At 61.9% G+C, this 21,986-nt stretch carries 25 protein-coding genes; 11 read left to right on the top strand and 14 right to left on the bottom strand.

Annotated elements, in window-relative coordinates; all coding sequences use genetic code 11:
- Window positions 1-184: 184 nt before the first annotated feature.
- Window positions 185-1,153 carry a patatin family protein gene (locus GTW25_RS04525; RefSeq protein WP_252910780.1) on the bottom strand — a complete coding sequence of 323 codons (969 nt, stop codon included), beginning with the start codon at window positions 1,151-1,153 and terminating at the stop codon, window positions 185-187.
- A gap of 239 nt (window positions 1,154-1,392) precedes the next feature.
- Between GTW25_RS04525 and mgtE the strand changes: the two genes are divergently transcribed.
- Both mgtE and GTW25_RS04535 read left to right on the top strand, forming a co-directional pair.
- Window positions 1,393-2,802: a magnesium transporter gene (mgtE, locus tag GTW25_RS04530; RefSeq protein WP_252910781.1), complete on the top strand. Its 1,410-nt coding sequence runs from the start codon at window positions 1,393-1,395 to the stop codon at window positions 2,800-2,802.
- Window positions 2,803-2,876: 74 nt separating this feature from the next.
- The gene (locus GTW25_RS04535; protein ID WP_252910782.1) at window positions 2,877-3,263 is read left to right on the top strand and encodes a MerR family transcriptional regulator; all 387 of its coding nucleotides are present in this window, start codon (window positions 2,877-2,879) and stop codon (window positions 3,261-3,263) included.
- 10 nt (window positions 3,264-3,273) lie between these two features.
- Here the strand turns inward: GTW25_RS04535 and GTW25_RS04540 are convergent, their stop codons facing one another.
- Window positions 3,274-3,750, bottom strand: a complete 477-nt coding sequence (locus GTW25_RS04540) for a methyltransferase family protein (RefSeq protein ID WP_252910783.1) — start codon at window positions 3,748-3,750, stop codon at window positions 3,274-3,276.
- Entirely contained in the window at window positions 3,747-4,736 is a 990-nt protein-coding gene (locus tag GTW25_RS04545; protein ID WP_252910784.1) for a heparan-alpha-glucosaminide N-acetyltransferase, read from the bottom strand. The genes GTW25_RS04540 and GTW25_RS04545 overlap by 4 nt, the downstream gene beginning before the upstream one ends.
- 70 nt (window positions 4,737-4,806) lie before the next feature.
- Here GTW25_RS04545 and GTW25_RS04550 point away from each other — a divergent pair, with 70 nt between their 5' ends.
- A complete protein-coding gene (locus tag GTW25_RS04550; RefSeq protein WP_252910785.1) occupies window positions 4,807-5,637 on the top strand; it encodes an aldo/keto reductase in 831 nt (276 codons plus the stop codon).
- A gap of 4 nt (window positions 5,638-5,641) precedes the next feature.
- On the opposite strand, the gene GTW25_RS04555 is transcribed toward GTW25_RS04550, so the two are convergent.
- Together GTW25_RS04555 and GTW25_RS04560 are read right to left on the bottom strand one after the other, a co-directional pair.
- A complete protein-coding gene (locus tag GTW25_RS04555; protein ID WP_252910786.1) occupies window positions 5,642-6,346 on the bottom strand; it encodes a TIGR02281 family clan AA aspartic protease in 705 nt (234 codons plus the stop codon).
- A 2-nt stretch (window positions 6,347-6,348) separates the two neighbouring features.
- Window positions 6,349-6,585 (bottom strand): DUF1289 domain-containing protein, encoded by a 237-nt coding sequence (locus tag GTW25_RS04560; RefSeq protein WP_252910787.1) that lies wholly within the window; start codon window positions 6,583-6,585, stop codon window positions 6,349-6,351.
- Window positions 6,586-6,711: 126 nt separating this feature from the next.
- On the opposite strand from GTW25_RS04560, the gene GTW25_RS04565 reads away from it, so the two are divergent.
- Entirely contained in the window at window positions 6,712-7,701 is a 990-nt protein-coding gene (locus GTW25_RS04565; protein ID WP_252910788.1) for a nicotinate-nucleotide--dimethylbenzimidazole phosphoribosyltransferase, read from the top strand.
- A 13-nt stretch (window positions 7,702-7,714) separates the two neighbouring features.
- Here the strand turns inward: GTW25_RS04565 and GTW25_RS04570 are convergent, their stop codons facing one another.
- A complete protein-coding gene (locus GTW25_RS04570; protein WP_252910789.1) occupies window positions 7,715-9,235 on the bottom strand; it encodes a sensor histidine kinase in 1,521 nt (506 codons plus the stop codon).
- A 150-nt stretch (window positions 9,236-9,385) separates the two neighbouring features.
- On the opposite strand from GTW25_RS04570, the gene GTW25_RS04575 reads away from it, so the two are divergent.
- From GTW25_RS04575 to GTW25_RS04595, 5 genes are all read left to right on the top strand, one after another.
- Window positions 9,386-9,595: a hypothetical protein gene (locus tag GTW25_RS04575; protein WP_252910790.1), complete on the top strand. Its 210-nt coding sequence runs from the start codon at window positions 9,386-9,388 to the stop codon at window positions 9,593-9,595.
- A gap of 11 nt (window positions 9,596-9,606) precedes the next feature.
- A complete protein-coding gene (locus tag GTW25_RS04580; RefSeq protein WP_252910791.1) occupies window positions 9,607-9,897 on the top strand; it encodes a thermonuclease family protein in 291 nt (96 codons plus the stop codon).
- A gap of 26 nt (window positions 9,898-9,923) precedes the next feature.
- Window positions 9,924-10,535 carry a glutathione S-transferase gene (locus tag GTW25_RS04585; protein WP_252910792.1) on the top strand — a complete coding sequence of 204 codons (612 nt, stop codon included), beginning with the start codon at window positions 9,924-9,926 and terminating at the stop codon, window positions 10,533-10,535.
- The gene (locus GTW25_RS04590) at window positions 10,536-11,159 is read left to right on the top strand and encodes a uracil-DNA glycosylase family protein (protein WP_252910793.1); all 624 of its coding nucleotides are present in this window, start codon (window positions 10,536-10,538) and stop codon (window positions 11,157-11,159) included.
- Window positions 11,160-11,258: 99 nt separating this feature from the next.
- Window positions 11,259-11,753 carry an Lrp/AsnC family transcriptional regulator gene (locus GTW25_RS04595; protein WP_252910794.1) on the top strand — a complete coding sequence of 165 codons (495 nt, stop codon included), beginning with the start codon at window positions 11,259-11,261 and terminating at the stop codon, window positions 11,751-11,753.
- A 48-nt stretch (window positions 11,754-11,801) separates the two neighbouring features.
- On the opposite strand, the gene GTW25_RS04600 is transcribed toward GTW25_RS04595, so the two are convergent.
- The 6 genes from GTW25_RS04600 to moaA form a co-directional block, all read right to left on the bottom strand.
- Window positions 11,802-12,665, bottom strand: coding sequence for an NAD(P)-dependent oxidoreductase (locus GTW25_RS04600; protein ID WP_252910795.1), 864 nt, complete (start codon window positions 12,663-12,665; stop codon window positions 11,802-11,804).
- 11 nt (window positions 12,666-12,676) lie between these two features.
- Window positions 12,677-13,192, bottom strand: coding sequence for a molybdopterin-guanine dinucleotide biosynthesis protein B (gene mobB, locus GTW25_RS04605; RefSeq protein WP_252910796.1), 516 nt, complete (start codon window positions 13,190-13,192; stop codon window positions 12,677-12,679).
- Window positions 13,189-13,773, bottom strand: coding sequence for a molybdenum cofactor guanylyltransferase MobA (gene mobA / locus GTW25_RS04610; protein WP_252910797.1), 585 nt, complete (start codon window positions 13,771-13,773; stop codon window positions 13,189-13,191). The genes mobB and mobA overlap by 4 nt, the downstream gene beginning before the upstream one ends.
- Complete coding sequence (locus tag GTW25_RS04615; protein WP_252910798.1) at window positions 13,770-14,900, bottom strand: multidrug effflux MFS transporter; 1,131 nt, start codon at window positions 14,898-14,900, stop codon at window positions 13,770-13,772. Before GTW25_RS04615 ends, mobA begins: the two co-directional genes overlap by 4 nt.
- A gap of 148 nt (window positions 14,901-15,048) precedes the next feature.
- Window positions 15,049-15,969: a DMT family transporter gene (locus GTW25_RS04620; RefSeq protein ID WP_252910799.1), complete on the bottom strand. Its 921-nt coding sequence runs from the start codon at window positions 15,967-15,969 to the stop codon at window positions 15,049-15,051.
- Between the two features lie 92 nt (window positions 15,970-16,061).
- Window positions 16,062-17,051, bottom strand: coding sequence for a GTP 3',8-cyclase MoaA (gene moaA, locus GTW25_RS04625; RefSeq protein WP_252910800.1), 990 nt, complete (start codon window positions 17,049-17,051; stop codon window positions 16,062-16,064).
- Window positions 17,052-17,202: 151 nt separating this feature from the next.
- On the opposite strand from moaA, the gene GTW25_RS04630 reads away from it, so the two are divergent.
- A complete protein-coding gene (locus GTW25_RS04630) occupies window positions 17,203-17,553 on the top strand; it encodes a gamma-butyrobetaine hydroxylase family protein (RefSeq protein ID WP_252910801.1) in 351 nt (116 codons plus the stop codon).
- A gap of 3 nt (window positions 17,554-17,556) precedes the next feature.
- Here GTW25_RS04630 and GTW25_RS04635 read toward each other — a convergent pair whose 3' ends face one another.
- Together GTW25_RS04635 and GTW25_RS04640 are read right to left on the bottom strand one after the other, a co-directional pair.
- The gene (locus GTW25_RS04635; RefSeq protein ID WP_252910802.1) at window positions 17,557-17,955 is read right to left on the bottom strand and encodes a rhodanese-like domain-containing protein; all 399 of its coding nucleotides are present in this window, start codon (window positions 17,953-17,955) and stop codon (window positions 17,557-17,559) included.
- Window positions 17,956-17,981: 26 nt separating this feature from the next.
- Window positions 17,982-19,601 (bottom strand): fumarate hydratase, encoded by a 1,620-nt coding sequence (locus GTW25_RS04640; RefSeq protein ID WP_252910803.1) that lies wholly within the window; start codon window positions 19,599-19,601, stop codon window positions 17,982-17,984.
- 292 nt (window positions 19,602-19,893) lie between these two features.
- Here GTW25_RS04640 and GTW25_RS04645 point away from each other — a divergent pair, with 292 nt between their 5' ends.
- The gene (locus GTW25_RS04645; RefSeq protein WP_252910804.1) at window positions 19,894-21,972 is read left to right on the top strand and encodes a L,D-transpeptidase family protein; all 2,079 of its coding nucleotides are present in this window, start codon (window positions 19,894-19,896) and stop codon (window positions 21,970-21,972) included.
- The last annotated feature ends 14 nt before the right edge of the window (window positions 21,973-21,986 follow it).

Consider the following 21,986-nt stretch of genomic DNA (forward strand, 5'->3'; position numbering starts at 1 on the left):
GGCATGTATTCCTGTGACGAGTACAGGAATGACGGTGCATAAGTGGTTCGGCGAATCTCCAGTCCTGACGGTTGGCATTACTCTCAATGCCGTCATTCCTGTGCTCGGCGCGGGAATCCATGCCTCTTTTCCGCCGCTTCGCGATGCAGCAAGTCAGGCAGTCGATTACGACATCGACGCCAGGCTAGATAACGTTCTGCAAGCGGTTGAGTTCGCCGATTTGCGCCTTCGTGGCGTCATAGCCGAGCTTGATGAGTTCGTCGGCACGGTGGAATTCCGTCAGGCCGATATGTCCAAGCTTGGGCTGGAGCGACAGATCCGGCGGATCGCCGGCAAGGCGCGCGCGCGAAATGCGGTCCTGGATGATGTTGAAGGCTTCGACCATGACGCCGGTGATGCCGAGCCGGGATTCGCGTGCATAAGGACCCTTATCCACGACCAGCGGCGTTTTCGAGCTGTCGCTGTTCTCGCCGTCTTCCGGCATGTCCGCACTGTGCTTGATGACGGCTGCACGGCCGAACAGATCGTAGTGAAGATTGACGGCGACGACGAGCGGCTGTTCGTAGGCGCGGCAAACCGAGACGGGCACCGGGTTGACCAGCGCCCCATCCACCAGAACGCGCCTGTTGGCGACGACCGGCTCGAAGACGCCTGGCAGCGCGTAGGAAGCGCGCATCGCCGTGATGAGCGATCCGCTCGACAGCCAGATTTCATGGCCGGTGCGGATTTCCGCCGCCACGCAAACGAACGGGCAGGGCAGATCGGCGAAGGTCAGCCCCTCGAGGTGCTCCTGCATGCGTGCCGTCAGGCGCATGCCGCCGAGCAGTCCTGACCCGCGCAGATTGAAGTCGAGCAGCCCGAAAATGCGCCGGCGCGTCAGCGAGCGTGCGAACTCCTCCAACTCGTCCAGCTTGCCGGCGAGATAGCATCCGCCAACGAGGGCGCCGATCGACGTTCCCGCGATCATGTTGATGTGAATACCGGCTTCATCCAGCGCACGAAGGACGCCGATATGCGCCCAGCCGCGCGCCGCGCCGCCACCCAGCGCAAGAGCTATGCCGACCGGCTGGCGCTGATCCGGTTCGGGGACGTTGGTGGGAGGCGCAACCCTGTCCGCATCGTGCTTGTTTCTGAATGACGCCCAGTCGAGCATCTGCCGCTCCGTTTCAGATCGTCCCACGTTACGAAAATAGGGTATCCGAACCGTGAAGGCGAGGCGGGACCGGGCGATCCGACACACGATTTTCAAAAGCTGATGGCACACTGGAAAAGAATTGTCGGCAGATGGCCTTGCGACGCACTGTCCTTCGGCTTACCCACTTGCAAAAGACGGCTCCGCATTCACGAAGCCGCAATTTCCAATTCTCCAGCCCGATATCCGTGGAGGCGCCGATGACTGCCGCTGAAAACGAAAATCACGGCGGCGAGGATACCTCGCTCGGCATCTACAATGACGACGGCGCCATCCGTTCGGATTTTCTGTCGGCGATCAGTGAGGCGATCGAGAACGGCGATGCCGACACGCTGAAGGCCGATCTTTCGAACCTTCACCAGTCGGAAGTCGGCGATCTTCTCGAAGCGCTGGACGTAGATGATCGTCGTCGGCTCGTCGTCCTCATGGGCGAGGATTTCGACTTCACGGCCTTGACCGAGGTCGACGAGGCCATCCGCCTCGATATCGTCGAGCAATTACCGAATGCGCAGATCGCGCAGGCCGTTCAGGAACTCGATTCGGACGACGCGGTCTACATTCTCGAAGACCTCGATCCGGAGGATCAGGACGAGATTCTGGCGCAGCTTCCGTTCACCGAGCGGATCAGGCTGCGTCGGTCGCTGGACTACCCGGAAGAGAGCGCCGGCCGGCGCATGCAGACGGAGTTCGTCGCCGTTCCCCCGTTCTGGACGGTCGGCCAGACGATCGACTACATGCGCGAGGACAAGAACCTTCCCGAGAGCTTCCATCAGGTTTTCGTCGTCGACCCGACGTTCCGGCTCGTTGGGGCGGTAGATCTCGACCGCATCCTGCGCAGCCAGCGAAGCGTGCGCATCGAAGACGTGATGCACGAGACGCGTCACGCCATTCCGGCCACGATGGATCAGGAAGAGGCGGCGCAGGAATTCGAGCAGTACGATCTTCTGACCGCAGCCGTGGTGGACGAGAACGACAGGCTTGTCGGTGTCCTGACCATCGACGACGTCGTCGACGTCATCCAGGAAGAGGCCGAGGAAGATTTGCTGCGCATGGGCGGCGTCGGTGATGAAGAGCTTTCCGATACGGTTCTCACCACCTCGCGGCTTCGCGTGCCCTGGCTCATGGTCAATCTGGTCATGGCATTCCTGGCAGCGTCCGTCATCGGACTTTTCGATGCGACGATCGAGGAGATCGTGGCGCTCGCGATCCTGATGCCGATCGTCGCCGGAATGGGCGGGAATGCCGCGTCGCAGACCATGACCGTGACGGTACGGGCACTCGCCGCGCGCGATCTCGATATTTACAACGCCGGACGCATCATACGTCGTGAGATGGGCGTCGGCATCATCAATGGTGGATTGTTCGCCGTTCTGATCGGCATTGTCGCGGGAACCTGGTTTTCGAGTCCTGATCTCGGTGGCGTCATTGCGGCCGCAATGCTGATCAATCTGTTCGTCGCCGCTTTGGCCGGCATTCTCCTGCCGCTGGTTCTGCATAAATTCGGCGCCGACCCTGCGGTCGCATCGCCCGTTTTCGTGACGACCACCACGGATGTCGTCGGATTCTTTGCCTTTCTGGGGCTGGCGACCTGGTGGTTCGGGTTGGGTTAGCATCCACCGCAATTGACTTTTACGTAAATGCCGTGGCAATTTCCGGAAGGTTCAAGTTCCTGATTGGAAACGGCATGCGGGAATTTTACACGATAACCGAACTCACGCGCGAGTTCGGCGTATCGACCCGCACCTTGCGGTTCTACGAAGATGAGGGCTTGATCCTTCCCGTTCGCCGAGGCCGCACACGGCTGTTCCGCCCGGCAGACCGGCACCTGATCAAGCAGATCATGCGGGGCAAACGTCTCGGTTTTTCCATCTCTGAAATCCGCGAAATCATCCAGATATACCGGACGCCGCCCGGCGAGGTCGGTCAACTCAAGCTGATGATCAAGCGAATCGAGGAAAAGCGCGAGGATCTGCGCCAGAAGCGCCGCGATCTGGAGGAAACGCTGTCCGAACTCGACAGCGCGGAGGAAGCCTGCGTGGAGCGGCTGGCCGAGCTTGGAGTAAACACCTGAGACGCTTTATTCAGATCCAGCGCCGAACGCGTTTTGCATAGTCGCGATAGGCTTTGCCGAACCGCTGTTCCAGATGCCGTTCTTCCGGACGAATTGCCAAAAGGCTGATTGCAAACGCGGTCGCGATGGCGAATGGCACGAACCAGAGATTCCCGAATACGAGCGCGACCGCGAACATGATCGTCACCATGCCGAGATAGATCGGGTTTCGGCTGATGGCGAACGGGCCGTCGGTCACGAGGTGCATGGCCGCTGCATAGGGCGCGACCGGTGTTCGCCGGCTGCGGAATTTCGCGATCACCATGATGATCAGCGCGGCGCCGCCGAGAACAGCGAGCGCGCCGAGGCCGGCCAGAAACTCCCCGAACGGGCCACGAAACCACGGTAGAGGAAGAAAGATCCCGGCAATCACCGCCAACGTGGTGAAGGCGAGGAGAATTGCCACGGGCCAGGGAAAGCGCATCGGCGGCTTTTCAGTCGTCGTCATCGGTCGTCTCCCTGAGGCTCATGTACGGTCGACATCGAACATTGCGCGGCAATCGTGCCAAGCCAGGCTGAGGTTGTGTCGTCGGCTTCGCTGGCAAAGAGTTCGTTCGTGCGTCCGCTCTGGTCGATCTCGGCGATCACGCAGCCGCAATAGGCTTCGCAAAAGGCGGCATCCTGCATGTCGAGACATTGCGCGACGCAGCCACGCTCGAAACCCGCCAGCGGGGCCTCCGGCGCCGGTGGTGCGACCAGCGAGGCCAGAAAGATCGCGCCGATCAGGACCGGCTGGTGCAGAAGATAGACGGCAAGGCTGTGCTGGCCGGCGAACTGCAGGGGACGCGTCCAGCCTGACAATTCCTTGCCGGCCGCCCGTTCGGTCCAACCTGTAGCCAGCGCGAATTTCGCTGCCGCCATGCCGAGCAGCACCGCGCCGAACCAGGGGAAGAGCGGCACGAAGTCGTTTGAGCGCGGATTGGTCGTGGCAAGGCCGATCCATGACAAAAGCGGTGCCGTGAAAATTTCTGCGCGCCATAGATTGGGCAGCGCAATGACGAGGGCCGCAGCCGCCACGAGCGCGACAGCGGGGACGCGCAGGAAGACGAGGCCGATGAGGCTCGCCGCCGCGATTTGATGCAGGATGCCGAAGAAGATGAAGGCATCCGGTGTCGCGAAAAAGGTGACAAGCGTGATCGCCGCTGCCGCTCCCGCGACCTGCGCCATGCGCCACCAATAGGGACGCCAGCGCACGCCGCGCCAATGGGCCAGATAAAGGCTGAAACCGACGAGGAACAGGAACGACGAGGCGATCGAACGGGCGAAGATGCGCCAGCCGCCTTCGGCCGTCATGCCGGGCGTAGCGTAGCCGAAGAATTCGAGATCCCACGCGAAATGGTAGATCGCCATCGCCACGAGCGCCAGACCGCGCGCGGCATCGATGGCCTCGATGCGCGATTTGTTTTTCTGCGGTGGCTGCATTAGTTCGGTCATGGAAGAATCGCGGTTGGTGCCTGTCGGTAGCATGAAACACGAAGGCAAAGCCAAGGATAGGGACTGACGGATGCACACGATCGATGCAAACGGCGCGCGGATTCCCGCGCTCGGACTTGGGACATGGACCCTTGAAGGCGAGGGCTGCGCGAACCTCGTCGCCCATGCTCTCGAGGTCGGATATCGTCATCTGGACACGGCGGCGATGTATGCCAATGAGGAGGCGGTCGGAGACGGCCTTCGCCGGTCGGGTGTTGCGCGCGACGACGTCTTCGTCACCACCAAGGTCTGGTGGACCGATCTGGGCGCCGACGATTTACGCCGTTCTGCGGAAACGAGCCTTGAAAAGCTCGGGCTGGATCAGGTCGACCTGCTCCTGATCCACTGGCCGAATCCTGCAGTACCGCTGGACGAAACCATCGCGGCCTTGAACAACGCCCGGACCGACGGATTGGCCCGGCATATCGGCGTGTCGAACTTTCCCACGAAACTGCTGGCCGAAGCGATCGCGCTTTCCGATGCCCCGCTCGTCGCCAACCAGGTCGAGCATCACCCTTATCTGGATCAGTCGAAGGTCCATGCCGCGTGCCGCGAGGCGGGCATGGCAATGACGTCATACTGCCCGCTGGCGCGGGGCGGCGATCTGTTCGCCGAACGGGTAATCGTCGAGGCGGCGGGGAAGCATGGCCGGACGCCCGGACAGATCGTCCTGCGCTGGCACCTCCAGCAGGACGGCATCGTCGCGATTCCACGCACGACGAAGCGCGAACGTCTGGCCGAGAACTTCGCGATTTTCGATTTCGCGCTCACCGATGCCGAAATGCAGGCGATATCGTCGCTCGGCGCGACGAATATGCGGATTTGCGACTACGACTTTTCGCCGTCGTGGGATTCGCACTGACGGTCTAATCCCTCAGGATCAGACGCTCCCCGCGCATCTCGAAGCCGGACAGCGAGCCGATGAAGTTCATGCCGAGAAGCGTTCGGTCGAGTTGTCCTTCGGCAGCGACGAGCGCGGGCAGGCGCGTGCGCGAAATGTCGCCGATGCGGATTTCGTCGATGGTGATCCGCGCCGCCTCTGCCGGCCCGTTGGCCGTCATGATCGGCACGGTGAAGCTCAACGCGTCCGGATCGAAACCGGCGCGGATTGCGTCTGCTGCGCTGAGAACGGTCACCGTCGCCCCGGTATCGACAACGGTGTTGACCGCCGTTCCGTTGATCGCTGCCCGAACCTCGAAATGCCCGTTCGACAGCCGGTCGACCATGACCGCCGCACGCCCGTCGTCGTCGACCATCGACAGCGGGCTGCCCGGCACGAGGCCGGCGGTGAGGCGGCTGGCGACGTCCTGCAACTCGTAGCGATACTGATAGCCGACCATCAGCGCCATGATGATGACGAGCCAGATCGCGAGCGTGCGCGCCATCGGTCCGAAGCGCTGGCCGGAGCCAAGCAGGCCCACACCGACGACCGCGCCCAGAACGCCCAGATAGAGCGTGCGCGCCAGCCCGTCGCCGTCGAGCCCGAACAATGTCCCGCCATCCTCCATCGCAATCAGCCCGACAAGGCCGAGCGCCATGACCGCGACGATGATCCAGAAGAAGCGCCCCATGCTCAGTTCTCCGCCAGTCCGCGTTCGCGCGCCATACGGCTGCGCCGCGTTTCGCGTCGGGGTCGCCGCTCCATCGTGGCTATCCGGGCCGGCAACAGCGCCATGGTTTCGCGTCGTTGCTCGGGCGTCATGGATATCCAAGCGCCGATTTCCTCGCGCGTGCGCCCGCACCCGAAGCAGTACCCGCTCGTCAGATCGATCGAGCAGATGAGAATGCAAGGGGATTCGATCGCCGTCATCGTGTTATCCTGAACATCTGTCACAGATGGGCCAAACGGCTGCGCGGCGCAAGGCGGCGGTTCTTCGCCATTGAGATTGCGGCGCAGCGGCGCTATTGCGCTAGCCACTCGGACAAGGAGCATCAAATGACGAGCGGTCTGCCATTCGACGACTATCGCGATCTCCTGCGCAGGCTGCCGCAGCCCGACGCTAAGGCACGGCGCGAAGCGGAAGGCCGGTTGCGGCTTCTGGAAGCGCAGGGCGTGGGCCTCGGCCGCATGGGCGAACTCGCCGTCTGGCTGGCCGGATGGCAAGGACGCAGCGAACCGCAGATCGCGCGGCCCATGGTGACGATCTTTGCGGGCACGCACGGCATCACGCGCCATGACATCAGCACGCGCGGACAGGACGAGACCCAGGCGATGGTCGAGTTCTGCGCGGCCGGCGGCGCGGCCATCAACCAGATCTGCGCGGCGAACGATTTCGGCCTTAAGGTTTTCGATCTGGCCCTGCACATGCCGGTCGCCGATATTTCGCAAGGCCCGGCCTTCGACGAGCGCGGCTGCGCGGTGACGATGGCGTTCGGCATGGAGGCGATTGCCGGCGGCGCGGACCTGATCTGCGTCGGCTCGCTCGGCGTCGGCGGCGAGACCGTGGCGGCGGCTCTATTGATGGCGCTGCACGGCAAGGCCGCGCTGGACTGGATCAAGCCCGAGGGAGATGCCGACATGACGGAGCGGCGCATCCGTCTGATCGATCAGGCGGTCGCTTTGCATGGCGGTCACGTCAAGGACCCGCTGGAAGCGCTGCGCCGGCTGGGAGGCCGCGAGATCGCGGCCATTTCCGGGGCGATCCTGGCCGCGCGCATGGAGCGCATCCCGGTCGTTCTGGACGGTATCGTTTCGCTGGCCGCGGCGGCCGTGCTGCACGCGGTGCGGGAAGACGCGCTCGACCATTGCGTTCTCGGCCATCTCACGGCCAATCGCGGGCAAAGAAACGCCGCGGCCGCGCTCGGTCTGAAGCCGCTCGTCGATCTCGATATCGGCGAAGGGGAGGGCGTCGGCGCGGCGATGGGCGCGCTCGTTCTCAAGAACGCTGCGCAGGTTCACGCCTCGATGACGATCCGGCAGAACTGATCCGGTCTGGTGATCAGCGGCGGCCCGTTGCCTTCTGCATAGTCGGCAAAGCAGGCAACGCTTCCATGACACGCGACGACGGCAGGATGGCGATGGCCTCCGTGCCTTCGCGCAATTTCGAGCGAAGCTGGAATTCGCCGCCATGAAGCTCGAGCAGTCCCTGCACGATGGGTAGGCCGAGGCCGGTTCCCTGCTCGGCGCTCTTGATTGCGATCGAACCTTGCCCGAATGCCGAAAGCACGATCGGAATTTCGTCTGCCGGAATACCCGGCCCGTTGTCCTTGACCGAGACATACTGACCGCCGCCCGCCGTCCAGCCGACCCGCACGCGTACTTCCGAACCGTTCGGCGCGAACTTGACCGCGTTGGACAGGAGATTGAGCGTGACCTGTCGCAACGAGCGCTCATCGGCAAGAAGGCGCGGCAGAACCGGTTCGAATTGCTGCACGATGCGAATGTTCTTCTTGTGTGCCTTCAGTTCCATTAAATGGCAGCACTCCTCGACGACGCCGCCAAGCGACAGCGGTTCCTCGTTGAGCTGGTAGCGCCCGGCTTCGATGCGGGAGAGATCGAGAATCTCGTTGATGAGGTTCAACAAATGCTGGCCGGATGCATTGATGTCGCGCGAATAGTCGCGATACGTCTCGTTGTGCATCGGGCCGAGCACCTCGGTGCCCATCACCTCCGAAAAACCGAGGATCGCATTGAGCGGCGTGCGCAATTCATGGCTCATCGTCGCCAGAAAGCGGGATTTCGCCAGATTCGCCTCTTCGGCACGTCGGCGCGCCTCGTCCGACATCGCCTTGGCGGTTTCGAGTTCGCCGATCAGTTCGTCTTTCTCGGTCTGATAGGACAGAAGCATCACCGCCGACCGGTTCATGTCTCGCGCGACGAAGGTGAAGAAGCCCAGAGAAAGAGCCAGAAGCGCCACCATGATAGCTTCGATAGGTTCCGACGGGCTGACCGTCTGGTAAGCGAAAACCGCCACCGGCAGGGCGAAGGTGAAGAACAGCGCGCCTCGCAGCGTGTGGGAGATCAGGGCCGTCGACGCGATTGCGATGAGGATGATGACCGTCTTGACGAAGGTGAACTGATCGAGCTGGCATTCGACGCATTCGATCGTGGCGAGATAGGCCCAGCCGAGACCGCTGACGAAATGTCCGAGCAGAAAGCTGCGTTTGACACCGACCGCATCGAGTTCGTTGATGTCCGAACGGTCGACGCGGCGCGCGATCAGCGCCAGTCCCAGATAGCAGGCGACGGTGATGACGCCCCAGACGACGATCTGCGGTCCGGTGCCCAGAAAGACGCCTGCCGCCGTAACGACGAGCACCATCAGCGGAATGGCCGCCGCGGTGTTGATCATGGCGCGCGCATGAAGCTTCAGGAGTTCGCGATCGAAGACCGGATTGCCATCGCGCTGCGACAGGCGCTCGCGCGTGCGTCGAACCGCCTTCGCGACATCGGTGTTACGATGCGCTTGACGGCGGTCCACGATATTCTTGTCGGCAAGCTGCGTGCCTGAAAAAGCCATACGAAATATCAGTCAATGCGCGCCAATGATTTGCGCTAAAGCTACACGCAGAAGATTAAGAGACCCTTCGCATTGCCACGCCGTAAATTTCGCAGTCAAAAGAAGGCATCGCGCGCAAATCGTGGCGCTCGCCGGTCTATTGCTCCCAGGATGCGCGACTACGCGCTGACGGCGGCGCTTTTCATCGTGCTCGGTGCGCTTGCGGTGTATTTCGACAATCGTTCGGCGCATGAAATCGGCGGCGTTGCCCGGGTCGTCGACGGCGACACGTTGGCGATCGGTACAAGCCGGGGTGCAGGCGGGGCGGCGTATCGTATGATTGCGGGCGGCAGGCGCGCGAGGCGCTGGTCGCGGCGATAGATAATCGGCCGGTGACCTGCACAGCACGGCGCAAGGACCGGTATGGCCGCCTCGTCGCAACCTGCTACAGGGATGAAATCGATCTGGGCCGGCGGATGGTGGAAGAGGGATGGGCGCTCGCCTCCGGCGATTACGACCTCACGGAACGCCGGGCCAGAACCGAAGAACGCGGCATATGGGCCGGCGAGTTCGAACGGCCGGGCGACTGGCGCGCGCAGCGGGGACTAGCGACGGAGGACGGCGGGATGTTCGATGCGCTTCTCGACCGCCTGCGTCTGTTTTTCGACCGACCTTCGGGCTAAAGATTATCGGGATCAGGGAGAAGACGATGAAGCTTTACGATGGTGGGCGCGCACCGAACCCGCGCCGGGTGCGCATTTTTCTGGCGGAGAAGGGGATTGAAGTGCCGCTCGTGCCCGTCGATATGGCGACGATGGGACACAAATCGGAGGAGGTCACGGCCCGGAACCCGCTCCAGCGGCTGCCGGTCCTCGAACTCGACGACGGAACGATCATTTCCGAATCGGTGGCGATCTGCCGTTATTTCGAGGAATTGCATCCCGAACCCTTGCTGTTCGGCACCGGGGCGGTCGGAAAGGCATTGGTCGAAATGTGGCAGCGACGGATGGAACTGCATTTCCTGTCGACCGTCGCCCAGTCCTTCCGGCATATCCATCCCGCGATGAAGGAGTGGGAAGTGCCGCAGATCGCCGAATGGGGCGAGGCGAACAAGCCAAAGGCAATCCAGTTCCTGCGCTTTCTGGACGGCCACCTGGCCGGCAGCCGGTTCGTCGCTGGCGATGCCTATTCGATTGCGGACATCACAGGTCTGGTCGGCGTCGAGTTCATGAAGCCGGCGCGTCTGGCGGTGCCGGATGAGCTTGAAAACGTGAAGCGGTGGTTTGCTGAAATATCGGCGCGCCCAAGCGCGACGGCCTGATTGGACGATCCGAACCAAATTGCCGACCAAATCCGGCTGTGCCGGATTTGCCGCGACGCGCCGTTGAAAGTGCCGCTGCCGCATGAGCCGCGGCCGGTGGTCGTCGCCTCGTGCACCGCGCGTGTTCTGATCGCAGGGCAGGCGCCGGGAACGCGCGTTCATGCCACCGGTCTGCCGTTCAACGATCGGTCGGGCGACCGTTTGCGCGACTGGATGGGTGTTTCACGGGACGAATTTTACGATCCGGCGAAATTCGCCATTGTGCCGATGGGCTTCTGCTTTCCCGGGCAGGACGCAAAAGGCGGCGACCTGCCGCCGCGCCGCGAATGCGCCCCGACCTGGCGCGCGCCGCTGATGGCGGCAATGCCGCAGGTCGAACTCGTGCTGGCCATCGGTTTGCATGCTCAGCGCTGGCATCTTGGGGATGCCTGTGCAGCGTCGTTGACAGAAAATGTTCAGAACTGGCGCGCCGTCTTCATGCGCAACACCCGACCTCGTATTTTGCCGTTGCCGCATCCATCATGGCGCAATACCGGCTGGCTGAAACGGCATCCTTTCTTCGAAACCGAATTGCTGCCGGTGCTGCGCCGTGAAATGCGGTTATTCATTCCAGACAATAGTTAGAAATATTTTGCCTCGGCAGTGCGTTGTGGCTGCTGTTCATGCTTGGCCAATGCACAAAGTTCGGCCATTTTAGCATGAGTTTTTACACGGAGCTCCGATATGGATCGTCTCGACCGTAAAATCCTGCGTCTGCTGCAGGAAGATTCCACTCTGGCCGTCGCCGATGTCGCCAAGAAGGTGGGACTGTCGACGACGCCTTGCTGGCGCCGGATTCAGAAGCTGGAGGAGGAGGGCGTCATCCGCAAGCGCGTCGCCCTGCTCAACCCGGTGAAGATCAATGCGCGGGTGACGGTCTTCGTGTCGATCCGCACCAATTCGCACAGCCATGAATGGCTGCGCCGCTTTTCCGAAGTCATTCAGGAATTCCCGGAAGTGATCGAGTTCTACCGCATGAGCGGCGATATCGACTATCTCCTGCGCGTGGTCGTGCCGGACATCGCGGCCTATGACGCGTTCTACAAACGCCTGATCGCCAAGATCGAGATTCGCGATGTGTCTTCGTCCTTCGCGATGGAGCAGATCAAATACACGACGGAACTACCGCTCGATTACATGGTGCTCGACAAGGAATCGGCTTCCGCCAGCGCGGCCTGAGATTTTCCGTCAGGATGAACGCCAATGCTTGCCCTGACGGAAAGCGTGTCAAAGACGCGAGATGAGCGAGGACGTATCCCAGCGCTGGCCGCCTTTGCCTTGCACGTCCTTGTAAAATTGGTCGATGAGCGCAGTGACGGGAAGCTGCGCGCCGTTGCGGTCGGCTTCCTCGAGGCAGATGCCGAGATCCTTGCGCATCCAGTCGACCGCGAAGCCGAAATCGAATTTTCCGTCGTTCATCGTCTTCCAGCGATTTTCCATCTGCCAGGACCCGGCCGCACCCTTGGAGATGACCTCGACCACCTTCTCGATGTCGAGGCCAGCGCGTTTGCCGAAGGCGATGCCTTCCGACAAGCCCTGAACCAGCCCGGCAATGCATATCTGGTTGATCATCTTGGTGAGCTGGCCGGCGCCGACCGGACCCATCAGGCCGACCATGCGGGCATAGGCATCGATGACCGGCCGCGCCTTTTCGTAGACCGCTTCTTCACCGCCGCACATGACGGTGAGAAGGCCGTTTTCCGCACCAGCCTGTCCGCCGGAAACCGGGGCATCGATGAAGCCTATGCCTTTTTCCGAGGCAATTTCGGCAAGCTCGCGCGCGACCTCGGCCGATGCCGTCGTGTTGTCGATGAAGATCGATCCCGAACCCATTGATGCAAATGCACCTTCTGAGCCGGTGGCTATCTGGCGAAGATCATCGTCATTGCCCACGCAGGCGAAGACGAACTCGACCCCCTTGGCGGCTTCGGCCGGCGTCGCGGCGAAAGCGCCGGAAAATTCAGAAGCCCATTTCTGCGCCTTGGATGCCGTCCGGTTGTAGACGGTAACGTCGTGTCCGCCCTTGACCTTCAGGTGACCCGCCATCGGGTATCCCATTACGCCCAATCCCAGAAATGCGACCTTGGCCATCGTCGTCTCCCTCAGTTTTTCCCGGCGAGCCCCAATCGGCCCGAAATGAAGTCCGCGATATTGGCTATGTCATCTATGCTGAACACGGGCAAGGTTTCGTCAGGCATCGCACGATCGCTCGCCACCGCGATGATGTTCGGATCGTCCGGCGCGAGTGGGCGCGTATCCTTCGACCCGACGCGGCGCAATTCGATCTTGGGATGGGATTCGCGCTTGTAGCCCTCGACGATCACGAGGTCGCAGGGCGAAAGGCGCGACAGGATTTCCTCCATCGACGGTTCCTGCTCGTCCCGAAGCTCGTGCATCAACGCCCAGCGGTTGCCCGATACGATGGCCACTTCGCCGGCGCCCGCCGTGCGATGGCGGAAAGAATCGGTGCCGTCCTTGTCGATATCGAACGCATGGTGGGCATGTTTGACGGTCGCGACCTTAAGCCCACGCGCGACGAATTCGGCGACGAGCCGCTCCGTCATCGTCGTCTTGCCGGAATTCTTCCATCCTGTGATGCCGATGATGCGCCGTGTCATGACAGGGAAGTCTCCATCTCGACCGCCGCCATCAGATCCTGCGGCGTGTTGATATTGAAGAACGGGTCGAAGGGCTTTTCCAGGAAGTCGACGGATTCATAACCGTAGCTTTTCAGAAACGTCATGACGCGGCGGGTCTCGGCCTTTTCGAGAAATGCTTCGAGTGGATCGAGGACTACAACCGGCCACAGGGCGAATACGGGATGGCTTCGCCCGCCGCTTCTCGCCAGCGCGATGCCGGATGTTTCGATTTCCGCCAGACGCCGGACAAGATCGAGTGGAAAGAAAGGCGTGTCCACGGCGACGGTCGCAAGATGGTTTGCGCCGAGGCTTGTGGCCCATTTCAAGCTCGCCAGAACGCCTGCAAGCGGGCCGTCGAAAGCCGCCGTGGCGTCTGGCAGGATCGGCAGCGGTCGATCGGCGATCGAAACATTCGAATTGATCGCCAGCGCATCGACTTGTGGCGACAGACGTCCGATCGCGCGGTCGAGAAGCGAGACGCCGTGAATCTCGACCAGCGCCTTGTCCGTTCCCATACGCGATGAGCGTCCGCCTGCCAGAATGACGCCGACCGTCTTCATCGTGTGAGTTCCCCTTTTCGCTGTGCGACACGGATCACATAAAGTGACGCAAGGGCTGCGCAGATCGATGATCCGAGCATGACGGCGAACAACGGGGCAGGGCCGCTGGATGGTCCAAGCAATGCGCCTGACAGAACGGAAAGCGCCGCGCCGCCGCCGATCTGCAACGAACCGCCAAGTCCCGAAGCCGACCCTGCGATATGCGGCCGCACGCTGACGATTCCGGCCATGGCGTTGGGCAGTGCCATGCCGTTGCCGATGCCCACGAAGACCATCGGAAGGAAGACGCTTAGCGCGTTGACCTCACCGATTGCGACAGGAACGAGCGCCACGAGCATGCCCAGCCCCGTAATCAGATTGCCGAAGATCATCATCCGGTTAATGCCCACACGGTAGGAAAAGCGTCCGGACAGGAAGTTTCCGGCCACATAGCCGAGCGACACGAAGCCGAAATAGAAACCGTACTGCGACGGCGACAGGCCGAGGAGTTCGGTCGCGACGTAAGGTCCGCCGCCGAGAAAAGCAAAGAACGTGCCGGAGGTGAAGGCGGCCGCCAACGTATACCCCCAGAAGCGTTCAGACTTCATCAGTTCCGGGTAGGAGCGAACCTGTGCCAGCATCGACGACGATGGCGTGAAATTCGTCTCCCCGAGATCGAACCAGATGATGATGAAGGCGACAAAGCCGAAGGCAAGCGTCAGAAGGAAGGTCGACTGCCAGCCATAAATCTCGTCCAGCAGCCCGCCGATGACCGGTCCGACCATCGGGACGAGAGCCATGCCCATCGTGACATAGCCGATCTTGCCGGCGGCCTCGTCCGGGCCGACCGTGTCGCGGATGATGGCGCGTCCAAGCACCATGCCGGCGGCGGAAAATGCCTGCAGAACGCGGCAACACAGCAGGATTTCGATCGTGGGCGCGAAAGTGGCGGCAAGCGTGCCGGCCAGGAAAATGACAAAGCAGATCAGAAGGACCGGCCGACGCCCGAACCGGTCGGATGCCGGGCCGATGACAAGTTGGAGCGCGGCCGTCGCAGCCAGATAAAGCGCGACGGCAAGCTGTACCACGGCATAATCCGTCTCGAAATGCCGCGCCATCCCCGGAAGGGACGGAAGAAAAACGTTCATCGCCAGCGCGCTGCTCGCCGTCGCCATGACAAGCGTGAAGAGATGGGGCGGCGTATCACGACGTCGAACGAGCGGAGATGTCATGAGGAAGTGAACAGGTTAATCATAGCGACTAACTAGGCCGCGAGTGGCTCGGCAGCAAGACATCTCAAACCCCGTCCGGTGCCATAGCGGGACCGGTCGTTTCCGCGGCTGGTTGCGTCTTGCCGGCGTTTCGTTCGCGATAGAGCGTGTACAGCCCCGAAGCGACGACGATCGATGCGCCGAGGATCATCGCTACGTCCGGCACCTCGCCGAACATGACGAAGCCGAGCAGGATCGCCCACACCAGCGCCGTATAGCGGAACGGCGCAACGAATGAGATGTCGCCGGCGCGCATGGCCATGATGATGAACTGGTAGCCGACGATGACCAGAACGGCGGCGGCCAGGAGGCGCGACGTGCTCGAAACCGTCAGTTCCGTCCAGCCGCCATACGGAACGACGAGAACGGCGCCTGCGATCGTCACGAACAGGGCGGTGGCGAAGGAAATGGCAAGCGAGGGAACCTCGTCGGGAATGCGCCTTGTGATCAGATCACGCAACGCACAGAACGCCACGCAAAGGAGCGCCAGCAGCGAATAGGAGTTGAACCCTTCGAAGCCGGGTCGCACGATGATCATGACGCCCGCGAAGCCGACGAGGATCGCGGACCAGCGCCGCCATCCGACCGGCTCGCTCATGAACAGCGCGGCCCCCATCGTCACCGCCAGAGGCAGCGCCTGAAGGATGGCCGACACATTGGCGAGCGGCATCTGTGACAGGGCCGCGAGGAAGCACAGCGTGCTCCCGACCTCGCCTAGCGCCCGAACCGCCACAAGCGGGCGACGCAGCGAACCGAGCGATGAAAAAACGCCGCCATGTAAGGCGAGGACGCCAATCAGAACGGTTGCGAACGTGCCCCGCACGAACATGACCTGTGCGGCGTTCATGTCGGCGATGACGGTTTTGGTCAGCGCATCGTTGAACGTGAAGCCGGCCATGGAGACGGCCATGAAAAGTGCTGCGCGCGTGTTGGGAGAAAGGGTCACCGGGGCATGGCTCACAGACAAGAGAGACCCCTGCCCATATGACGCGCAAGATGCCGGCGCAATGGGCAGCGCCCATTATGAGATGCGCCAGATCAGCCGCCGGTAACGCTCATATGACGCGAAACGGACGGGCGGTTCGTGCGCCGGTCGATGATGAAATCGTGCCCCTTGGGCTTGCGGCCGATCGCCTCGTCGATCGCCTGCGAAAGGACTTCATTGCCCTCCGATGCGCGCAGCGCGGCGCGCAAATCGGCGGCATCGTCCTGACCGAGACACATATAGAGCGTGCCGGTGCATGTCAGGCGCACGCGATTGCAGCTTTCGCAAAAATTGTGGGTCATCGGCGTGATGAAGCCCATGCGACCGCCCGTCTCGGCGACCTCGACATAGCGCGCGGGGCCGCCCGTCTTGTAGGGAATATCCGTGAACGTGAACTGGCGTTCCAGATCGGCGCGCAGAAGAGACAGCGGCAGATATTGATCGGTGCGATCCTCGTCGATCTCTCCCATGGGCATCGTCTCGATGACGGTCATGTCCATGCCGCGGCCATGCGCCCAGCGCAGCATGTCGGGGATTTCGTGATCGTTGAAGCCCTTGAGGGCGACGGCGTTGATCTTGATCTTGAGCCCGGCCGCCTGCGCGGCGTCGATGCCTGCCATCACCTTTCCGATTTCGCCCCAGCGCGTAATCTGCTTGAATTTCGCTGGATCGAGCGTGTCGAGGGACACGTTGATGCGGCGCACGCCGCAGGCGGCGAGATCGTCGGCGAAGCGGGCGAGTTGCGAGCCGTTCGTCGTCAGCGTCAGCTCGTCGAGCTTGCCGCTGTCGATATGCCGCGACAGATCGCCAATCAGGTGCATGATATTCTTGCGCACCAGCGGCTCGCCGCCGGTCAGCCTGAGTTTGCGAACGCCCTTTTCGATGAAGACGGTGCAGAGCCGGTCCAACTCCTCAAGGGTCAAAAGGTCCTTCTTCGGCAGAAAGGTCATGTTCTCCGCCATGCAATATGTGCAGCGGAAATCGCACCGATCCGTGACCGAAACGCGCAGATAGGAAATCGCGCGTCCGAAAGGATCGATCATGGCGGGGTCGCCGACTTTTATGTCCTTGCCTTGAAAACCCATGAATGCAATCTCGTGATCTTTCATGCCTTATGCAAGCCTCTATCGACAAGGCAGGCATATCGCAGTCAATTCAAAGCCTCGTGACGACGCTCGGGCTGGAGGGACATATATGCGGCCGCCATCGGAAATGCGCGTTTCAAAGGATCGGCGACTTTTGACCGTCCTGTTCTCCGACCATGCGCCGATTCCGCTCGAAGCCGAACTTTTGCGGGTCGTCTCGCCGTCCGCCGAGGTGCAGGGCCATTCGCCCGAGCAGCGCGTTACGGTGCCGGGCAAGCGAAGCGTCGCGATTTCACGCATCGAGCCGGTCGGCAACTATGCCGTGCGCATCATCTTTGACGACGGGCACGATACGGGCATCTTCACCTGGACCTATCTCCATGAACTCGGACACGAGAAGGACGCCCGCTGGCAGACCTATCTCGACGAACTCGCGGAAAAGGGCCTCTCGCGCGGATAGAATTCAGGATTTGCGCGGGGCGGGTGCCTCGGTCGGCAATCCCGCCTTTTTCCACGCACCGAACCCGCCTTCGATATGCTTGACCGGCGCAAGCCCCATATCCTGTGCGGTCTTTGTCGCAAGCGCCGATCTCATTCCGCCGGCACAGAAGAACACGAAGGTCTTGCCCGACGCGAAGACATCCTTGTGGTAAGGGCTTTCCGGGTCGATCCAGAATTCCAGCATGCCGCGCGGCGCATGGAACGCGCCGGCGATTCTGCCGTCGCGCTCCAGTTCGCGCGGATCGCGGATGTCGACCAGTACGACATCCTCGCTCTTCGACAGTTCCAGTGCTTCAGCCGGTGAAACGGCTTCGATCTCGGCATCGGCCTCCGCCACCAGCGCCTTGTAGCCCTTTTTCATGTCGGTCTCCTCGAAAGATCGCGATCCTAGCTCAGATTGAGCTCCTTGAAGAAGTCGTTTCCCTTGTCGTCGATCACGATAAAGGCCGGGAAATCTTCCACCTCGATGCGCCAGATTGCCTCCATGCCGAGTTCGGGATACTCCAGAACCTCGACCTTCTTGATGCAATCCTGCGCTAGTCGCGCGGCCGGGCCGCCGATCGAGCCCAGATAAAAGCCGCCATGACGACCGCACGCCTCACGCACCTGACGCGAGCGGTTGCCCTTGGCGAGCATCACCATGGATCCGCCGAAGGACTGGAACTGGTCGACATAGGAATCCATGCGGCCGGCCGTCGTTGGCCCGAAAGACCCCGACGCGTAGCCCGCAGGTGTCTTGGCAGGTCCGGCATAATAGACGGGATGGTTCTTGAAATAGTCGGGCATCGGGTCGCCGCGTTCCAGCCGTTCGCGAATTTTGGCATGTGCGAGGTCTCGCGCGACGATGATTGGGCCGGACAGGGAGACGCGTGTCTTTACAGGTTGTTGCGAGAGAATCTTAAGAATCTCTGGCATCGGCTGATTGAGATCGATCTCGACGACGTGTGAGGTCAGCTTGTCCTCGTCGATATCGGGCATGTACTTGGCCGGGTTGGTCTCCAGCTCTTCGATGAAGATGCCGTCTCTGGTAATCCTGCCCCTGGCCTGCCGGTCGGCCGAGCATGAAACACCAAGGCCGATCGGCAGCGATGCGCCGTGGCGGGGTAGGCGGATGACGCGGACGTCGTGGCAGAAATATTTACCGCCGAACTGCGCGCCGACGCCCATCTGCTGCGTCATCTTGTGGACTTCGGCTTCCATTTCCAGATCGCGGAAGGCATGGCCGGTCTCACTGCCCGAAATCGGCAGGCCGTCGAGATAGCGGGTCGAGGCGAGCTTGACCGTCTTCAGGTTCATCTCAGCCGAAGTGCCCCCGATCACGATTGCGAGATGATAGGGCGGGCAGGCGGCGGTGCCGAGCGTCAGGATTTTCTCTTTCAGGAAATCGAGGAGGCGGTCCCGCGTCATCAGCGACGGCGTGCCCTGATAGAGGAAGGTCTTGTTGGCCGAGCCGCCGCCCTTGGCGACGAACAGGAACTTGTAGGCGTCCTCGCCTTCTTCATAGATGTCGATCTGCGCGGGCAGATTGTTCTTGGTGTTCTTTTCCTCGAACATCGAAATCGGCGCGAGCTGCGAATAGCGCAGGTTCTTGCGCTCATAGGCGTCGAGCACTCCCTGGCCGAGAGCATCGGCGTCGCCGCCTTCGGTCCATACGCGGCGGCCCTTCTTGCCCATGATGATCGCGGTGCCGGTATCCTGGCACATCGGCAGGACCCCGCCCGCCGCGATATTGGCGTTCTTCAAGAGGTCGTAGGCGACGAAACGGTCATTGTCGGTCGCCTCCGGGTCTTCGAGGATCGAGGCGAGTTGCTTCAGATGGCCGGGCCGAAGGAGATGGTTGATGTCGCTGAAAGCCGTTTCGGACAGCAAACGCAAGCCTTCGGCGTCGACGGTAAGCACGTCCTGCCCGCGAAAAATCTCCACACCGACATGGTCGGACGTCAATTTGCGGTAGGGCGTTTCGTCGGCGGAAAGAGGGAAAAGCTCGGCGCTTGCATAGTCGGCCATGGAATTCGGGTCTCCTCGGATCGGGCGTTCGCGCGCTTCTTAGAACCTTTCTCATCTGGTTTGAAGCCTCGCAAAGCGTGGCATTCCTGCAAGTGTCGCTTGCAAAAGCGGCATCGGGGACGATTGCAAGGTTGCCCGAATCGAATGACGCGCCGTAGCGTCACCTGAAATCCGACGGGAGAGGGGTTTGCGATTTGGAAACCATATCGGGTTCAAGGTCTCCGCTTGTCTCGGTGGAATCATCGAAATCCGCCGTTGTCCATTTCAACTCATGCCCGCGGGTCGCACTGATATGAACGCCGATAGACGCCGCAAGGCTCTGGCCCTTGCCTCGACCACCCTGATCGCCGCACTGACCGTGTCCGACGCCTCCGCGCAAGGGCTGCTTCAAAGGCTGTTCCAGTCGAGCCAGCACAACGGGCCGGTGACGCAACAGGCGACGCCGCAGCCGGCACCCATCGAGCAGCAGGTGCGCCGCGCCGGCCCGCCGCCGCAGGCCCCGCGCGTGACCGGTCCGCAATATTACACCTACAAGACGGACGCTCTTTCCAAAGTCGATTTCACGGCCATCAATATCGCCCCTGCCGCGCTTGCCTCGCCCGGTATCGATCACGGCACCGTCGGCGCAACGCGCAGGAGCGCGACGGACGATCCGGCCCGCGCCGTCTCGGTCGACGGCGACAGTCTCGAGGAAGCCGTGGAGAAAGTGCTGGCGATCGACAGCGGCTCGAAGCCCGAAATGCGTTGGCGAAGCTATTCGCGGCCGAGCGGCGAACCTGCGCCGGACATCGCCGGCACCAATCCGAAGCTGGAAATCGACGTCCGCCGCACGGCTGCATCTTCGCCGACGCTTGCCGATGCGCTGGACGATCTTGCTACCTATGAGCTTTACGCCGAAAGCGCGGTCGGCGATGCAATCGTCGCCCACTACTCCAAGACGCCGGATTTCATCTGGACCACCGATGCAGCGGTCAATGACGAGGCCCGAGCGGTCATTCGCGAACTCGCCGACGCCGATGCCTACGGCCTCAATCCCGGCGACTATGCCGTGGCGATGCCGACCGGCCAGGATGCCGCCGCACTCGCCAGGTTCGAGATGGCGCTGTCGGCGCGTGTCCTGCGCTATGCGCGCGATGTCCACGCGGGCCGCGTCGATCCGAACCGTATCTCCGGCTACCATGATTTCGAATTGAAGACCGTCGATTACGCCGGGATTCTCGAATCGCTCGGGTCCGGCGACGATGCGCGCGAGACGTTGCGCGCGCTGCACCCGCAGAACGAATTCTATAAGGCGATGCAGGTCGAGCTCGAAGAGCTTCGCGCCAGCGAGGAAAATTCGATCGTGATCGCGCCCGGCACGCTCATCCGGCCCGGCCAGACGAACACCGAACTGCCGAAGATCGTCGCCCTGATCGAGAAGGAAGCCGATCAGGCGTTCCTCGCCGAACACGGGCCGGCGATCGAGCGCAACCGCGCGAGCGAAATATATACCGACGACCTCGTTCCCGTCGTTCGCGCCGCGCAGGCAAAGCGCAATTTGCAGGTCGACGGGATTGTCGGCCCGCGCACGGTCACGGCGTTCGCCGGGGAGACCAAGGCATCGCGGATCGAGAAGGTGAAGCTGGCCATGGAGCAGCTTCGCTGGCTCCCGTCTGATCTGGGCCAGCGCTACGTCCTCCTCAACACACCCTCGGCAAAGGCGACCTATGTCGAACACGGCGCCGAAAAATTCTCGATGCGCACGGTCGTCGGCTCGAAGGGGACGCAGACCTACTTCTTCCAGGATGAAATCTCTTATGTCGAGTTTCATCCTTATTGGGGCGTGCCGCGATCGATCATCGTCAACACGCATCTTCCGCGTCTCTACCGGGACCCGTCCTATTTCGATCGCAACGGCTTCGAAGTGACCGACCGCAACGGACGGCAGCTCTCGTCGTCGGCGATCAACTGGACACGGTATGGCGCGAACATCCCGTACAATGTCCGTCAGCGGCCAGGTCCCAACAACGCGCTTGGAGAGCTGAAGATCATGTTCCCCAACAAGCACGCGATCTACATGCACGACACGCCGGACAAGTCCCTGTTCGGTCGCGACAATCGCGCGCTTTCGAACGGGTGCGTGCGGCTTGAAGACCCGCGCCTGATGGCAGCGGCGGTGCTCGGGTGGGATCGCGATCAGGTCGACACGCGCCTTGCCGGCCAGCATGGCCGCAACAATCTCGATGTGAAATTTCCGGTCTATGTCGCGTACTTCACCGCCTGGCCCGACGCCGACGGGAAGATGGGCTATTATCCGGACGTGTACGATCGCGATTTGAAGACGCGCGAGGCCATGGGCCGTATCGAAACCGCGAGGGCGCCGTCGATCTGACGGCGTTTCCAAAG

This window comes from Aliihoeflea aestuarii, assembly GCF_024105665.1.
GTDB classification, from domain to species: domain Bacteria; phylum Pseudomonadota; class Alphaproteobacteria; order Rhizobiales; family Rhizobiaceae; genus Aliihoeflea; species Aliihoeflea aestuarii.

Coding starts and splice junctions, on each gene's coding strand:
- GTW25_RS04640 (WP_252910803.1), bottom strand. CDS start 19,601: ATGGCCGACTATGCAAGCGCCGAGCTTTTCCCTCTTTCCGCCGACGAA.
- GTW25_RS04535 (WP_252910782.1), top strand. CDS start 2,877: ATGCGGGAATTTTACACGATAACCGAACTCACGCGCGAGTTCGGCGTA.
- GTW25_RS04635 (WP_252910802.1), bottom strand. CDS start 17,955: ATGAAAAAGGGCTACAAGGCGCTGGTGGCGGAGGCCGATGCCGAGATC.
- GTW25_RS04560 (WP_252910787.1), bottom strand. CDS start 6,585: ATGACGGCGATCGAATCCCCTTGCATTCTCATCTGCTCGATCGATCTG.
- GTW25_RS04575 (WP_252910790.1), top strand. CDS start 9,386: ATGCGCGACTACGCGCTGACGGCGGCGCTTTTCATCGTGCTCGGTGCG.
- GTW25_RS04600 (WP_252910795.1), bottom strand. CDS start 12,665: ATGGCCAAGGTCGCATTTCTGGGATTGGGCGTAATGGGATACCCGATG.
- GTW25_RS04570 (WP_252910789.1), bottom strand. CDS start 9,235: ATGGCTTTTTCAGGCACGCAGCTTGCCGACAAGAATATCGTGGACCGC.
- GTW25_RS04545 (WP_252910784.1), bottom strand. CDS start 4,736: ATGACCGAACTAATGCAGCCACCGCAGAAAAACAAATCGCGCATCGAG.
- GTW25_RS04550 (WP_252910785.1), top strand. CDS start 4,807: ATGCACACGATCGATGCAAACGGCGCGCGGATTCCCGCGCTCGGACTT.
- GTW25_RS04595 (WP_252910794.1), top strand. CDS start 11,259: ATGGATCGTCTCGACCGTAAAATCCTGCGTCTGCTGCAGGAAGATTCC.
- GTW25_RS04540 (WP_252910783.1), bottom strand. CDS start 3,750: ATGACGACGACTGAAAAGCCGCCGATGCGCTTTCCCTGGCCCGTGGCA.
- GTW25_RS04565 (WP_252910788.1), top strand. CDS start 6,712: ATGACGAGCGGTCTGCCATTCGACGACTATCGCGATCTCCTGCGCAGG.
- GTW25_RS04645 (WP_252910804.1), top strand. CDS start 19,894: ATGAACGCCGATAGACGCCGCAAGGCTCTGGCCCTTGCCTCGACCACC.
- mobA (WP_252910797.1), bottom strand. CDS start 13,773: ATGAAGACGGTCGGCGTCATTCTGGCAGGCGGACGCTCATCGCGTATG.
- GTW25_RS04585 (WP_252910792.1), top strand. CDS start 9,924: ATGAAGCTTTACGATGGTGGGCGCGCACCGAACCCGCGCCGGGTGCGC.
- mobB (WP_252910796.1), bottom strand. CDS start 13,192: ATGACACGGCGCATCATCGGCATCACAGGATGGAAGAATTCCGGCAAG.
- mgtE (WP_252910781.1), top strand. CDS start 1,393: ATGACTGCCGCTGAAAACGAAAATCACGGCGGCGAGGATACCTCGCTC.
- GTW25_RS04615 (WP_252910798.1), bottom strand. CDS start 14,900: ATGAACGTTTTTCTTCCGTCCCTTCCGGGGATGGCGCGGCATTTCGAG.
- moaA (WP_252910800.1), bottom strand. CDS start 17,051: ATGATCGATCCTTTCGGACGCGCGATTTCCTATCTGCGCGTTTCGGTC.
- GTW25_RS04525 (WP_252910780.1), bottom strand. CDS start 1,153: ATGCTCGACTGGGCGTCATTCAGAAACAAGCACGATGCGGACAGGGTT.
- GTW25_RS04555 (WP_252910786.1), bottom strand. CDS start 6,346: ATGGGGCGCTTCTTCTGGATCATCGTCGCGGTCATGGCGCTCGGCCTT.
- GTW25_RS04630 (WP_252910801.1), top strand. CDS start 17,203: ATGCGGCCGCCATCGGAAATGCGCGTTTCAAAGGATCGGCGACTTTTG.